This is a genomic window from Methanosarcina sp. 2.H.A.1B.4 (genome assembly GCF_000979385.1).
In the GTDB taxonomy this organism is placed as follows: domain Archaea; phylum Halobacteriota; class Methanosarcinia; order Methanosarcinales; family Methanosarcinaceae; genus Methanosarcina.
Genome location: NZ_JJOV01000007.1, coordinates 1 through 14,722 on the forward strand (window position 1 = coordinate 1; position 14,722 = coordinate 14,722).

A 14,722-nucleotide genomic window follows, 5' to 3' on the forward strand; every position below is an offset into this window, starting at 1 on the left:
TGGTAGTAGCTCAGGTGGAAATGAATCAAGTAAAAATAACTCTACTCCAGGTTTTGGATTATTGGGAAGCTTGATCTGCCTGTATGGTGGATGGAAACTCAGGAAGAAGTAATAAAGGACCTGGATAACCCGGAATTATTGGCATTAATGATCCAATGACTGGTGGGTCGAATGGTACACCAAAAATTGAATTCACCACCAGTCAAGAAAAAAACGTATATATAAACCAAACTTCCTCAAAGAAGTTCGAGAAATCTCTGAAACGGTTGCATATACACTTTATATATAACCAGTCAAAAAGTAGGGGTTATCAAAATTCTCGCCACATTTCAATATATTTGCTAAAATTTAGATACAAAATACTAATTAGGCAGTAAATAATATTTTCTCCTGAAATTTTTTGTCTTGTAGCTCGTTTGTTTTATCCTGAAGTTGACTTAAATTAATGAAGATTTTTAGAAATATATCTTAGTCCAATTTTTTAATAGTGGCACTGGTATAAAAGGCAAACATTGCTTGGGGATAAATGATGAAAAATAAAAGTATATCAACAATGCCGATTGACACTTTTTCTATTACAATTCCATCTGTAGTGATGTCTAATAAAGCACGCAGAAACAATACTCTCATAAGAGTTTTAGGAATAACTGCACTTATGATTTTAATACTGATGGGTGTCGTAGGTGCAGCTCCATTTGCCTACATTACTAACTACGACAGTAATAATCTCTCTGTAATTGACACAGCCACAAATAAGATTACAGCCACAGTAGATGTAGGAGAACATCCCTCTGGAGTTGCAATCAGTCCGGATGAAACAAAGGCATATGTTGTGAACTCAGGTAGCAACACTGTATCTGTAATTAACACCACCAAAAATAAAGTTATAGCCACAGTGAAAGTAGGAACCTATCCTCAAAAAATTGCAGTAAGTCCAGATGGGACAAAGGCATACGTGACGAGTTTCAGCAACAACACTGTTTCTTTAATTGACACAGCCACAAATAAGATTACAGCCACAGTGCCTGTAGGAAACTTTCCTTTCGGAGTTGCCGTTAGCCCGGATGGGAAAAAGGTATATGTGGCGAATTCTGGCGGTTATTCAACTAACTTTACAGGTACAGTCTCTGTAATTGACACAACCGCAAACACTGTTGCAGCCACGATACCTACAGGAAACCATTCACTTGGGGTTGCAATCAGTCCGGATGGGAACAAGGTATATGTGGCGAATATGGCAAGCAGCAGTATTTCTATAATAGATACAATTTCAAATGCTGTTGTAAGTACGGTTAAAACAGGAAGAAATCCTAAGGGAGTAGCGGTAAGTCCGGATGGAAAAAAGGTATACGTAGCGATAAATCCCATCACTTCACTTACAGGTGCTGTTGATATTATTGATACAGCCACAAACAAGGTCACAGCCACTGTGCCTGTAGGAAAGGCACCTGGTGGAATTGAAGTTACCCAAGACGGAGCAAAGGTATATGTGGTGAATTATGCGAGCCACACTGTTTCTGTAATAGACACCTCTACAAACAGGGTTACAGACACAGTGCCTGTAGGAAAATATCCTATTGAAGTTGCCTTTGGGCACTTTATAGATTCCAATATAACTAATCAAAGCGCAAAGGTTACCTCTAACGCAACTGAAGGTACAGAAGTTAAAGAAACTAACTTATCATCCTCAGAAGAAAAAAAAGCTGTCGAACTAAATAATTCAAACAATAATAATTCTGAATCTAATAATGGTAGTAGCTCAGGTGGAAATGAATCAAGTAAAAATAACTCTACTCCAGGTTTTGGATTATTGGGAAGCTTGATCTGCCTGTATGGTAGATGGAAACTCAAGAAAAAGTGATGCAGGATTGGATAATCAGATTGCAGGTTTTTTAATTAAACAACGTGACTGAGAGGAAAATTTGTAATTAATATCATTGCCCGGATCGAATAAGTTACCCTCTATTACTATTTTCTTATCCCGTTTAAATTGTCCGGATCTCAGTATGGATGGACAACAGTAAATGGTCAGCTTTTTACAGGAGAAGGAACGTACGAGATATAATATGAAATCCCACCCATTAAAACCGGTGGTTTCCTGATTCATTACCTGTTGTTCTTATTACATACAAGTATACCATAATTAGTCCTAATACTTTATTTATAAAATTTACTCCACAGGTTTCATAACTCATGTTATTCTTTTTATTGGATTTTTATCGTATCATGCTATTCTTACTTCAAAACATCAGAATATTTGCTACTTTTAATTAGCCCTTGCGTGGTCTTGCAAAGCCGTATGATGCGGAAAATCGTCTATCTGCGGATTTGTGGGTGGTGCTGTGGGTGCTATGCAGCAGCCTCAAAATGAGATATATCGCCCAATTGATGGTGAACAACTAAGCATATCTTAAAATCCTGAACGTACTCGTTTTGAAATCAATATAGTAAAACCACATTTATTTATACTGTGTTCCATAAATATAATAATGTTTTTAAGTAAAACCAAACAACTGCGCGTATAATAGTCGGACGAATATAAATGGGTATTTATTTATAGCCTGCCAAATAAATTAACTGTATAGGTAAAATTTAGGAGGTTTTGGGCATGGATATAGATGCCGTAGACAAGCTGGTTTTTCATGTAATCGAAAAGGTTGCAGAAGATAAATGTGATCTCGATGAGGTCGTTGAGTTTGTCATTTCTTTTTCACGTGAGCACTCGCTTTTGACAGAGACTCTGCTGAAACTCTCCTTTATTTTCGGCAACGATAAGATGTACAGGGAAAAGTATGCATTTTCCAGGGCATGCGCGTTACTTTTATCAGGGAAAATGCGGGAAGAAGCCCACATGGAGGCGGGGAAAACAGCTTCTTTGCTGGGGCTTGGGGATCTTGCTGCCAGGGAATTTGAAGAAGTGCTTGAGGAAAACCCGGAAAATATAGAAGCTCTCTGCGGATACGGAGCTATGCTTGCTGAACTCGGGAAACTTGATGCTGCAAGAGTCCAGTATGAAAGAGCCCTTGAAATCCACCCTTTCCATGTTGATACGCTCTGCAATTACGGCTGCCTGCTTTACAGGCTCAAGGACCTGGACGGCGCTGAAGAAGCGTACAAAAAAGCCCTTCTCCTTGATCCGAGGCATGTGGGAGTTCACTGCGGGTATGGAATCTTGCTTTACAAATGCGGGCAAAAAACCGAAGCTAACTACCATTATATCCGGGCGCTTGAACTTGATTCCGGGCATGTGGAGTCCAATTTCCGCTATGCTCGCCTCCTTATAGAAAAAGGGGAGCCCCTGGAAGCTGAAGCCCACTACATAGAAGCCCTCAAAGCAGACCCGGAAAGCCCGAAGCTCCACCTGTTCTATGCCCGTCTGCTTGCAGACCATGGAATTATTCATGGGGCAAGGGTACACTTCAGGTATGCCCTTAAAATTGACCCCGGGGATGTGGAATCCCACTGCGAATATGCAAGGCTGCTTGCCAGGTTCGGGCACCGGCACGAAGCCGAGGTCCAGTACAAAAAAGCCCTTGAACTCGATCCCGGACATTTCGGAAGCCTTTGCGGATACGGAGATCTGCTGAAGGAAAAAGGGCAGTACGCAGAAGCCGAAGAAATCTACAGGCAGGCAGAATATTCCAGACAGAGTTTCTGGTAATGAATTAATGAGCCTTGCCTGCTCAGTCAAGTACAACTTCAGGTTAGTGGAGCCTCAGGTTAGTAGAGCTTCAGATTAGTAGAGTTTCAGATTAGTAGAGTTTCAGATTAGTAGAGCCTCAGGTTAGTAGAGCCTCAGGTTAGTAGAGCCCTAATTTAATACAGCCTCACAGGCTCAATTCCTATTTTTTCCATGAGGCAAGCCGGAATATCAATTACCTGAAGGACTGAGTCAATTACGATTCCGTCGGAGGTTGCGACAACGAGGTTATTTTCGGAATTTCTGCCTTCGGTTTTCAGGTCGAAATCCGCAGTTTTTGAGGTCCGAGCCTCGCCCGAAATCCCATGTTCTTTGAGTTTGCGGCGGATAAAGCCGGCAAGTTCTCCGCTCCGGCTGATCTGGGCATCAAGCAGGAAGGTTACTGACTTCGGGTGAGCTTCTGATAAAAATTCAAGAACAGAATCCAGAGCCTCCTCGATATCTTCAGCCTGGCGTGCCTTGCTAAAGTAATAGCGAGTGTCCCTGATATATCCGTCGTCGCAGAACCACATGGGCTCGTTTTTCAGCAGGCTGTCCACGCTGAGGAGGACATTGTACCCGTCAAGGAGGAGGTCCTTATCTCTTATACCGTCGCAGGCTATTTTTTTCCTGACTCTGGATACGACTTTATCCGGGGGCATAATCACCCTTGTGAGAATATTTCGTTCCTTGACACTGAGCTGAGAGTGGTCAGACACGAAGCGGATGGTGGCAAATTTAGGATAACCCCAGCGCAGAATGCTTCTGATGTCTCTGGCGGGCTTCAGCAGTTTTTCTTTCAGGTAGGGTCCGGAAAAAGCAGCAGAACTCTCTTGCATAATTTCTCCTTTAAGGAAGGAAGTTCTTTAAATGAGTGAAGATATATGTTATATATACATATTTGCGCGAATAAAAATAGCAATTTGTGCTGCCTGGAAATCAATGTGACTGTTTGCTTGCCGGTTTTTATTCCGGTTTTATTCGATTTAAGCCTGGTTTTCAGCCGGAAGCCAGCTTACGGTTCGGATGTGAGGAAGGTCTATGGCTCCGGTGGAGGGTTCTGTTATGGAAGTTTTGTGGCTGTCTCAGGAAGAGGTAAAAAGCGTTGTGGATATGCATTCTGATATGCAGGTAGTGGAAAGAGCTTTCAGACAGCATGGGCTTGGCAAGGTGCAGATGCCCCCCAAATCCTATCTTTACTATACAGCTTACAACGGCGACCTGAGGACAATGCCCGCATATCTTGAAGAAGAGGACATTACAGGCGTAAAAATCGTAAACGTCCATCCCGGAAACCCCACGCTCGGCCTTCCTACAGTAATGGCGCTAATTATTCTCATTTCCCCAGAAACCGGAGCCCCTGTGGCAATTATGGACGGGACTTACCTTACCGACATCCGGACAGGAGCAGCCGGAGGGATTGCTGCAAAATACCTTGCAAGAAAGGACTCTAAAATTATCGGTCTTGTAGGTGCGGGAAACCAGGCAAGGACGCAGCTTGAAGCCCTCTGTGAAGTTTTTGAGCCCGAAACTGTGAAAATCAATTCCAGGACAAAAGAAAGCTGTGAACAATTTATCCGGGAAATGGCAGACTTCGTGCCCTGTGAAATCCAGTATGAGGAAAGCATTGAAAAGGTCTGCGACTGCGATATTCTTGTTACGACAACCCCTACAAGAAAACCAATCGTAAAAGCCAGCTGGATTAAAGAAGGGACCCATATAAACGCAATAGGGGCAGACGCTGTAGGAAAAGAAGAACTCGACCCCGAACTCCTCCTCCGCTCCAAGATCATTGTCGATGATATGGTACAGGCGCTCCATTCAGGGGAAGTAAACGTACCCCTTTCAAAGCACTACATCTCGGAAAATGACATTCACGCCCAGCTTGGAGAAATTATCGCCGATCTCAAACCCGGCAGGACGAGTGAAGAGGAAATTACGATCTTCGACTCCACAGGGCTTGCGATTCAGGACGTCGCAACTGCGCACATGGTTTATGAGAGGGCTGTCCGGGAAGGGCTTGGCAGACAGGTCCGGATGTTCTGAAACCTGTTTACTATTTCCTTTTCTACTTTTACGGTTTTACTTTTTTTCTATTTCCTACTTTTACGGTTTTATTCTTTTTCTACTTTCTACATTCTGTCTCTGCACTTTTTTCAATTTTTCTATTTTTTCGGTAGTCTCCGATTAACTGGTTTATCTATCCGGAATCCGGAAAATGGATACCTCAGTTTTCTTTCCCTGCGCCGCGCGGAGCTGGAGCCTGCCTGCCAACCAGATTAAAAAACAAATCTTGTACCAGTGCCGTGATTAATAGAGACAATATCCTGGGTATTGTTCCATTAGCCTGCAACCGGCTCTTCCCGCGAAAAAATAGGAGACGCAATTTCACCATCTACACTCTATTTTTTGCTCTGTTCACGTTTTCTATAATTTTGAACGTTCTTTACTATTTTTAAAAATTTCTACTGTCGGTCAGTATTCACTTTTTTTAATTTATATTTTTTTCAAATGAGTTGCAGCCACTTGATATATCTTTATTTAAATATTTTTTTTTGCTATATTTATAATTATTTATCATGATAAATATGCGAAACTTTTAAGTATATTATTATATTATTACCCCCCGACTTCCTGAAGATGATTTCTGAACAGGGGGCCTGTTTAACCTGCCTTTTTCAGGTAGCGAAGGTCAATGTATGAAATTGTACACATTGCATGAGTGCTTTCCTGAGAACGGGCAAAATATTTGAAGAATTATCCAAAATATGAAAAATAATCTATATGAAAAATCATCTAAAATCTGAAAAATTGCTTATTTACGTCAAATATTAAGAGTTGTATCAGGGATGAATCTATGAAACACCCTATAAAAACCTCAGAATCCGATCCTACCTTTTTTGAGGAAATCAAAGAGGAGACCGGAGCCGAAAAGATTCTGATGTGTTTTAACTGTAAGGGCTGCTCTACAGGCTGCCCGGTTACCGATGTTGTACCTCAGTACAACATAAAAAAACTTCTGCGCATGTCTGCAATGGGGCTGCGGGACCGTGTGCTCAACAGCGAGCACCTCTGGTACTGCACTACCTGCTTCAGGTGTCAAGAACGATGCCCAGAGGGAGTAAAAACCGTGGACACCATGCTTAAGCTTCGAAGTATTGCCGTAAAAAACGGTGTCATGCTTCCAGCTCATAAAAAAATCGCAGAGTACGTGATGCGTACAGGGCATGGTGTTCCGATTGATGAGCAGAACAGGAAAAAGCGAAAAGAGCTTGAACTGGACGAACTGCCCGGAACCGTACACTCCTGCCCGGAAGCCCTTGAAGAAGTAAGGCATCTCATTAAAGCCTGTGGGTTTGACCGGCTTATCGGGTTTGACCAGCAGTCTTTAGCCTGAAACACAAATCAGCCTGAAACACAAATCAGCCTGAAACACGAATTTGCGATAAGAAGCTGAAAAACATGACGAAAAACATTACAGATAATTCAAAACGTAACCTTTCTCTCTTTTTAGGTTGTATTGCCCCAAACCGTTATCCTGGTATTGAAAGTGCCACCCGGAAAGTAATGGAACGGCTTGGAATTTCCTTAAAGGAACTTGAAGGAGCTTCCTGCTGCCCTGCTCCCGGAGTTTTCCAGTCCTTTGACAAAAAGACCTGGCTTACCCTTGCAAGCCGGAATCTCTGTCTTTCGGAATCTCTGGATGCGGACATCCTTACCGTGTGCAACGGCTGTTATGCAACGCTTGCAGACACTAACCGGATCTTAAAAGAAGACCCGGAGGCAAAAGCCGGGGTCAATGAGAAGCTTTCTGAGATCGGAAAGGAGTTTTCCGGGAAGATTGAGGTCAGGCACATAGTCGAATACCTGTTCAGGGAAGTCAGTCCCGAAAAAGTCCGGGATGCGGTCACACACCCTCTCGACCTCAGGGTCGCAGTGCACTACGGCTGCCACCTGATAAAGCCGTCCCATGAAAGAAAACTCGGAAGCGCGGAAAACCCCTCTTTTTTTGACGAACTGGTAGAAGCTACAGGAGCCCGCAGCGTGGAATATGAAGACAAAACAGCCTGCTGCGGAGCAGGTGGAGGAGCCCGTTCTGCTGTTCTGGACGTGGCTCTTGCACTTACTGCAAAAAAGCTCGAACATATGCAGAGCGCAAATGTGGACTGCATCGTGGATGCCTGTCCTTTTTGCCACCTTCAGTTCGACCAGGGGCAGATTGAGCTTGCAGACCGCCTGGGAAAGGAATTCAATATCCCGGTACTCCATTACTCCCAGCTCCTCGGGCTTGCTCTCGGGTATTCCCCTGAAGAACTGGGCATTCACTTAAACCGCATCCAGAACAGTGAGTTCTATACAAAGCTCGGAGAAAGAGCCGAAAGCAGGTTTCCGGGCAGGAAACTCGGTGCAGGTACCGGGCTTGAAAAGGGCGGAGTGCCAACATGAGCTTCAGGCTTCTCTGGAGTAAAAGCTGAAAAACAATGTGTTGAAGCCGATTTATCTGAAAAACATCTGTAGGAGCTGAAAGCATGAAAACGGACATAACCGGGGCAGTTGCTGTCGTCGGTGGAGGGATTGCCGGGGTACAGGCTTCCCTTGACCTTGCAAATAGTGGGTATAAAGTTTACCTTATCGAGTCCGGGCCGACAATTGGGGGAAAAATGGCCCAGCTTGATAAGACGTTCCCGACTTCGGACTGTGCAGCCTGCATCCTTTCTCCCAAGCTTGTGGAAGCCAGCAGGCACCCGAACATAGAGCTGCTCGCATACAGTGAAGTCCTTGCCATTGACGGAGTTGCCGGGGACTTTACAGTAAAACTCAAGAAAAAAGCCAGATACGTGGACGAGACGAAGTGTACGGGCTGCGGGGATTGTATTGAAAAATGCCCGAAAAAAGTCTCAGACAGGTTCAATGAAGGGCTTGCCCCGAGGAAAGCAATTTATCTCGCTTTTCCGCAGGCTGTTCCAAGGGTAATGACCATTGACCCTGATAACTGCATCTACCTTAACAAAGGAAAATGCGGAAACTGTGCAAAGGTCTGCAAACGAGGAGCTATTGACTACACCCAGAAGGACCTCGAACTTTCCCTCAAGGTCGGAGCTGTAATTCTTGCTGCGGGTTTTGAGGCATTTAACCCGGCAGGGCTTGAGGCTTACAGGCCCGAGCACCCCGATGTTGTAACCTCCCTCCAGTTTGAGAGGCTTCTGAACGCTTCCGGGCCCTACCACGGGCATCTCCAAACCTCGAAAGGAAAGGAGCCAAAGAAGATTGCTTTTATCCAGTGCGTGGGGTCAAGGAACCAGAAATTATCGAGAAAGTACTGTTCCTCGGTTTGCTGCATGTACGCCGTAAAGCAGGCTGTGATTGCAAAAGAGCACGACCCGAAGATTGAATGTGCAATCTTCAATATCGATATCAGGGCTTTCGGAAAAGGCTTTGAGGAATTCTACCAGCGGGCAAAAAATGAGAAAAAAGTCCGCTTCATCCGTTCCCGTCCTTCTTGTGTTGAAGCCGACCCTCTGAAAGGTGAATTGAGGATCCCATATGAAGAAGAGGACGGCAGCATAGCCCACGAAGAGTTCGATATGGTCGTCCTCTCCATAGGCATAGGGGCTTCCGAGTCAGGTAAAGAACTTGCCAGGATTGCAGGGGTCGGGCTTACAGGAGCCGGATTTATCAGCACTCCAATAGAGGACCCGATGAGCACGAACAGGCCTGGAGTTTTCGCTGCAGGTGCTGTGCAGGGACCAAAAGATATTCCGGATACAGTGGCTCAGGCAAGCGGGGCTGCTGCAAAAGCCGGAGCTCTGCTCTCTTCTGCCCGCGGGACTCTGGAAAGCAAAAAGGAGTTCCCACCTGAAAAGGTAGTAGAAGGCGAACCGAAGGTAGGTGTGGTTGTCTGCCACTGCGGCACGAACATAGGAGGCTTTGTTAACGTCCCTGAAGTGGTCCGTTATGCCGGCACGCTTGAAAATGTGGCAGTTGCAAGAGAGGAAATGTATGCCTGCTCCGAAGATGCCCAGGAGCGGATCAAGGAAATGATCGCGGAACACGGGCTGAACAGGGTACTTGTCGCCTCCTGCACTCCGAGAACTCACGAACCCCTCTTTCAGGAAAGCTGCAGGGACGCAGGGCTGAACCCCTACCTCTTTGAGCTTGTAAACATCAGAGAACACTGTTCCTGGATTCACCAGCAGGAGCCTGAAAAAGCCACTGAGAAGGCAAAGGATATCGTAAGGATGGGAGTTTCCAGGATCAGGCACCTTGCTCCACTTTATAAACAGGAACTCTCGCTCGGGCACAATGCCCTGGTGCTTGGGGGTGGAATCTCAGGCCTGAATGCAGCTCTCGAGATCGCAGAAAACGGGTTTGAAGTCCTTATTGTGGAAAAAGAAGCCGAACTCGGAGGCCTCCTCAGGGATGTAACAGCCCTGCAGGACGGCAGGAAAACCAGGGAAATCCTTATCCCTCTTATCGAGAAGGTCAGGGTTCATCCTCTTATTAAAGTCCTGACAGGTTCCGAACTGGTCGAGGTCAGCGGCTCGGTTGGAAACTTCAAAGGCCGGGTCAGGGATACAGCAGGCAGGGAACAGGAAGTTAAGTTTGCTGTTGCGGTTATTGCAACAGGAGCCGAGGAGCTTTCACCTGCAGGATACTTCAGTTACGGGGAATTCCCGAATGTTATCACCCAGTCCGAACTTGAAGCGAAGCTCGAAGGCGATTTTAAGGCAAAACATGTGGTAATGGTCCAGTGTGCAGGCAGCAGGAACAAAGAGCGTCCGTATTGTTCCAGGGTCTGCTGCATAACTGCAGTTAAAAACGCGCTCCGCATCAAGAAAATGGACCCGTCGGCTACCGTGCATGTGCTGTACAGGGAAATGCGTACTTATGGGGCATGGGAAGAGCTCTATTCAAGAGCAAGGGCTGCAGGAGTCCGCTTTATTGCTTACTCCGACACCCGGCTCCCCTGGATAGGGGAGAAAGAGGTCCGCGTATATGACGAGATTACGGGTTTTGACCTGGAAATCGATGCCGACCTTGTAGTCCTGAGCGCTCCGCTTGTAGCTCCTGCCACAAACAGGCAGATTGCTCCTATGTTCAAGGTCCCTCTGGACTCAAATGGCTTTTTCCTGGAAGTCCACATAAAGTTGAGGCCTGTGGACTTTGCAACCGAAGGGGTTTTCCTCTGCGGGACAGCCCAGGCTCCCAAACTTGTGGACGAAAGCATCGCTCAGGCAGCAGCTGCGGCTTCGAGGGCATGTACAATCCTCTCCAGAAAGTCTCTGGAATCGAGTGCTGTCATCTCTAAAGTCAACGCCGAACTCTGCGTGGGCTGCGGGGCATGTGAAGCGGTCTGCCCTTACGGGGCGATCAGCTTAAAGGAAGTATGGATCGAAAAACAGGGCATTTCTTATAAGGCAAGGAAATCCGGGGTTAATCCTGCCCTCTGCAAGGGCTGCGGGGCCTGTGCGATGAGCTGCCCGACAGGTGCGCTCGACCAGCAGCATTTCAGAAATGACCAGCTCCTTGCCCAGGTGAAAGATGTCTTTACTTATTCTGAGGAGGTCCGCTAATGGAACCTGACAAAAACGAAATCTCTGAGGCATGGGAACCCAGGATTGTAATGTTCTGCTGTAATTGGTGTTCCTATGCAGGTGCAGACGGTGCAGGAATCGGACGTTTCCAGCAGCCTGCGAGCATGCGTATCATCCGCGTGATGTGTTCGAGCAGGGTAGACCCTGTGCATGTATTCTCCGCTTTCCTTGAGGGAGCCGATGCCGTGATGATTACGGGCTGCCACCTCGGGGACTGCCACTACATAAACGGAAATGAAAAGACCCTTGTAAAATTCAATTTCATGCGTTCGATGTTAAAAGAACTCGGCCTGGAAGAAGAAAGGCTGCAGCTTAACTGGATCTCGGCATCAGAAGGCGAAAAGTTTGCCGAGGTTGTCCGTAAGGTTACGGAACAGATCAGGCAGCTTGGCCCATGTGTCTTAAAACCTGAAGGGGTGGCCTGAAATGTCAGAACTGAAAGCTGTTGCCGATATTAAAGTAGGGGACAGGCTGCTCGGCTGGGCTGCATCCGAAGAGGTGCGGGTGCGCGGAGCTTCAGGAGGGCTTGTGACAGCAGTGCTTGCATCTGCCCTTGAAACAGGGCTTGTGGACAGGGTGCTCATCCTGAAAAAAGTCAGCGAATTCGAAGCCTATCCGGTGTTTACCTCGGACGTGAAAGAGGTCCTGGAATCAGCAGGCTCTATGCACTCCGTACCCGTAAACCTTGCCAGGTATTTAAAGCCTGAAACCTGTTCCGGAAGAATAGCCCTTCCTGCAAAGCCCTGCGATGCAAGGGCCGTTGTCGAGAGGGCAAAAAGGAATGCCCTGTCCCCTGAGGACACTTACGTTATAGGCCTTAACTGCGGGGGCACAATGCACCCTGAAAAGGTCCGGAGAATGCTTGAGACCGTCTACAGGCTTGGCCCTGAAGATATTGCAGGAGAAGAAATCGTAAAAGGAAAGCTGGTTTTCTTCACAAAGGACGGAAAAGAGCATGCAGTTCCCATCGACGACCTCGAAGCCGACGGGCTTGGGAGGAGAGACTCCTGCCGCTACTGCGAGGTAAAGATCCCAACAAATGCCGACCTCGCCTGCGGGAACTGGGGCGTTTCCGGCGACCTTGCAGGCAGGGGCACCTTTGTGGAAGTCATGACTGAAAAAGGGGCAGAGCTCCTCAGAAATGCTGTCAGTGCAGGCTTTGCCGAAGTTATGCAGGCTGATGAAAAAAGTATTTCTGTCCGGGAAAAGGTCAATAAGGTAATGCTCGGGATGAGCGAGAAACGGAAGGCTGAGGTTTTTTCCCCGATTGAGAATGGGGAAGAACGCTTCGAGTACTTCAGGAAGGAGCTTGAAAACTGTATTCACTGCGGGGCCTGTAAAGCAGTCTGCCCGGTTTGCACCTGCGGGGAGGATTCCAAATGTACGGCTTACTCGTCCCTTGCAGACAGTTACAAAATGTCCCTTTTCCATATGGTGCGCTTCCTGCACCTTTCGGATTCCTGTATAGGCTGCGGGCAGTGTGAAGACGTCTGCCCCGCGGAAATCCCGCTCACACGCCTTTACCAGCGCTTTGCCGTCCCCGTCCAGAAAGAATACAGGTACCTTCCGGGCATGTCTGACAGGACCCCTCCTTTTTTTGCCCTGAAACCCGAAGACAATGAGGATAATGAAGGAGGTGGCTGTTCATGCAGGTGAAATACAGGGAGAATGTGTACTCAAGTATATGTCCGGGCTGCGGGCTTGCTTGCGGGCTCTATATAAGGGAAATTGTCCCGGAAACCGGGGAAACTTCAGTTTCTGTGGACTTCCGGAAAAGCTCTCCGGTAAATGCAGGCAAACTCTGCAGGTTCGGGCTGAAGCTTCCGGTCTATTATAAAGAGCTTCAGGCCCACACAGAGTCTCAGGCTTACACAGAGCCTCAGGCCTCGATGGTTAGAGGACAGAAGTCAGAGCTAAAAGCCGCTATATCAGCAGCATCCGAGGCTCTGAAAACCGTGTCCGCAGAAAGCCTTGCTTTCTTTTCGGTGGGAAACACTACAAATGAAGAGCAGAAAGCTTTTTCAGCTCTCGCAGGTGCTTTTGGCGCCGGAGTAGAGACCGGGATGGGCATTTACTCTTTACTCCCTGCAAAAATGCACTCTGCACTTTGCCAGGGTGTGTCCCTTGAGGGACTCGAAAAAGCAAAACAGGTCTTTCTCTTTGTTGACCCCTATTCCCAGTATCCCCTGCTTCTCAGGAGGGTTATCAGGGCAAAAGAAAATGGGGCGAAGGTCGTCTGCATAGGGCCCAGACATCTGCCCGTTGCTGATGAGCAGTTCTGCCTGAAGCCGGAAGAGTACGGAAAGTTGTTATCTCCTTCCCGGGACTCCGTGCTTATAGCCGATATTCACCCTTACTCCGATCCGGCACATATTAAAGCAGTCCTGGACCTTGCACAGGCTTCCGGCGCAAAACCCTTCTTCCTCAGGCCCTTTGCAAACTCTGCAGGAGCAGGGCTGCTTTCAGCCCACACAAAGCAGCGCACGCTGGAAAAACTGTTTGAGGACATCAATTCCGGAAAAATAAAGGCTCTCTTCTGCCTGGAATCCGATCTTCTCGAACTTGCTCCTGACAGGGAGGCTGCATTACAGGCTCTCTCGAAACTGGACACCCTGATAGTCCAGACCTCCAGACAGGGAGAATTTTCCGGGCTCGCCGACATATTGATCGCATCCGAACCTTTTTACCGCAAACAGGGCACAGTACTCAATGCGGAAGGAAGGCTTCTTTCGGCGGGCGGGAACTCCACTTCAGGTTTTGATGCCCTTTCCAGCCTGGCAGCAGCTTTCGGAAAACAGCTCGATTTTGAATCGGCCCGGAAAGAGGTGTTTGAAGTCATCGGGCTAAAGGAAGCAGATGAGTTTGCCTTCCGGGCACCCGCTGAGTTATTTCCGGTGCCGATGGAAGTTGAAACCCCGTGTTCAAAACAGGGGCCTGGTTCGGAATCCTGTTTCGTGTCCAGTTCTGATGAGTCCAATACTGAGTCCTGCCCGGATTGTGCTTCAGCTTCGCTCGTTTATTCTCTGTCCCCTTTCATGTGGCACGGGGTTGAAGATTGCAGCGCCTTTGTCGAACTGAACCTGAGCATGGTCCGCAAACTGGGGCTTGTAAAGGGAGGCACTGTAAAAATCAGGGCTTCAGAAAAGACGGTTGATGTGAAGTTCAGGGTCTCGGACATTGAGAGCGGTTGTTTACTTTCTCCCCGGAGGCTCCCGGTTTCAGGCATTCAAGGGGCTGAGGTGGAGCTTTCCCGTTAAGGAATGAAAAAAGTCTGAATAAACATGCATAAAGTCCTGAAAATAAACATACATAAAGTCCTGAAAATCAAATTGCGTGCGGCCACCCCAACCTAAAGAGGCTGTCCGACAATTACCGCGGATAATAAGAGTTTCCTGTTTGAATATATACAAATGATTTTATAATTTTGTTATGGACATTTGATTTATGG

The 14,722-nt window shown here is 47.1% G+C and carries 10 protein-coding genes; 9 read left to right on the forward strand and 1 reads right to left on the reverse strand.

What is annotated here, in order from left to right:
* The first annotated feature begins 529 nt into the window (after positions 1-529).
* Together EO92_RS01655 and EO92_RS01660 are read left to right on the forward strand one after the other, a co-directional pair.
* Complete coding sequence (locus EO92_RS01655) at positions 530-1,861, forward strand: YncE family protein (RefSeq protein ID WP_048168868.1); 1,332 nt, start codon at positions 530-532, stop codon at positions 1,859-1,861.
* Between the two features lie 747 nt (positions 1,862-2,608).
* A complete protein-coding gene (locus EO92_RS01660) occupies positions 2,609-3,661 on the forward strand; it encodes a lipopolysaccharide assembly protein LapB (protein WP_048168869.1) in 1,053 nt (350 codons plus the stop codon).
* Between the two features lie 155 nt (positions 3,662-3,816).
* Here EO92_RS01660 and EO92_RS01665 read toward each other — a convergent pair whose 3' ends face one another.
* Positions 3,817-4,518 (reverse strand): DUF434 domain-containing protein, encoded by a 702-nt coding sequence (locus tag EO92_RS01665; RefSeq protein ID WP_048168870.1) that lies wholly within the window; start codon positions 4,516-4,518, stop codon positions 3,817-3,819.
* 226 nt (positions 4,519-4,744) lie between these two features.
* Here EO92_RS01665 and ala point away from each other — a divergent pair, with 226 nt between their 5' ends.
* From ala to EO92_RS01700, 7 genes are all read left to right on the forward strand, one after another.
* On the forward strand, positions 4,745-5,725 hold the full coding sequence (gene ala / locus EO92_RS01670; RefSeq protein WP_048136205.1) for an alanine dehydrogenase: 981 nt from the start codon (positions 4,745-4,747) through the stop codon (positions 5,723-5,725).
* 811 nt (positions 5,726-6,536) lie between these two features.
* The gene (gene hdrC, locus EO92_RS01675; protein ID WP_048136136.1) at positions 6,537-7,076 is read left to right on the forward strand and encodes a CoB--CoM heterodisulfide reductase subunit C; all 540 of its coding nucleotides are present in this window, start codon (positions 6,537-6,539) and stop codon (positions 7,074-7,076) included.
* 65 nt (positions 7,077-7,141) lie between these two features.
* A complete protein-coding gene (hdrB, locus tag EO92_RS01680; RefSeq protein WP_082107912.1) occupies positions 7,142-8,125 on the forward strand; it encodes a CoB--CoM heterodisulfide reductase subunit B in 984 nt (327 codons plus the stop codon).
* An 83-nt stretch (positions 8,126-8,208) separates the two neighbouring features.
* A complete protein-coding gene (locus tag EO92_RS01685) occupies positions 8,209-11,253 on the forward strand; it encodes a CoB--CoM heterodisulfide reductase iron-sulfur subunit A family protein (protein ID WP_048168871.1) in 3,045 nt (1,014 codons plus the stop codon).
* Entirely contained in the window at positions 11,253-11,699 is a 447-nt protein-coding gene (locus tag EO92_RS01690) for a hydrogenase iron-sulfur subunit (RefSeq protein WP_200896723.1), read from the forward strand. Before EO92_RS01685 ends, EO92_RS01690 begins: the two co-directional genes overlap by 1 nt.
* A 1-nt stretch (position 11,700) precedes the next feature.
* Positions 11,701-12,930: a Coenzyme F420 hydrogenase/dehydrogenase, beta subunit C-terminal domain gene (locus tag EO92_RS01695; protein ID WP_048168872.1), complete on the forward strand. Its 1,230-nt coding sequence runs from the start codon at positions 11,701-11,703 to the stop codon at positions 12,928-12,930.
* Entirely contained in the window at positions 12,921-14,531 is a 1,611-nt protein-coding gene (locus EO92_RS01700) for a hypothetical protein (protein WP_048168873.1), read from the forward strand. Before EO92_RS01695 ends, EO92_RS01700 begins: the two co-directional genes overlap by 10 nt.
* The last annotated feature ends 191 nt before the right edge of the window (positions 14,532-14,722 follow it).

Coding starts and splice junctions, on each gene's coding strand:
- EO92_RS01655 (WP_048168868.1), top strand. CDS start 530: ATGAAAAATAAAAGTATATCAACAATGCCGATTGACACTTTTTCTATT.
- EO92_RS01660 (WP_048168869.1), top strand. CDS start 2,609: ATGGATATAGATGCCGTAGACAAGCTGGTTTTTCATGTAATCGAAAAG.
- EO92_RS01665 (WP_048168870.1), bottom strand. CDS start 4,518: ATGCAAGAGAGTTCTGCTGCTTTTTCCGGACCCTACCTGAAAGAAAAA.
- ala (WP_048136205.1), top strand. CDS start 4,745: ATGGAAGTTTTGTGGCTGTCTCAGGAAGAGGTAAAAAGCGTTGTGGAT.
- hdrC (WP_048136136.1), top strand. CDS start 6,537: ATGAAACACCCTATAAAAACCTCAGAATCCGATCCTACCTTTTTTGAG.
- hdrB (WP_082107912.1), top strand. CDS start 7,142: ATGACGAAAAACATTACAGATAATTCAAAACGTAACCTTTCTCTCTTT.
- EO92_RS01685 (WP_048168871.1), top strand. CDS start 8,209: ATGAAAACGGACATAACCGGGGCAGTTGCTGTCGTCGGTGGAGGGATT.
- EO92_RS01690 (WP_200896723.1), top strand. CDS start 11,253: ATGGAACCTGACAAAAACGAAATCTCTGAGGCATGGGAACCCAGGATT.
- EO92_RS01695 (WP_048168872.1), top strand. CDS start 11,701: ATGTCAGAACTGAAAGCTGTTGCCGATATTAAAGTAGGGGACAGGCTG.
- EO92_RS01700 (WP_048168873.1), top strand. CDS start 12,921: ATGCAGGTGAAATACAGGGAGAATGTGTACTCAAGTATATGTCCGGGC.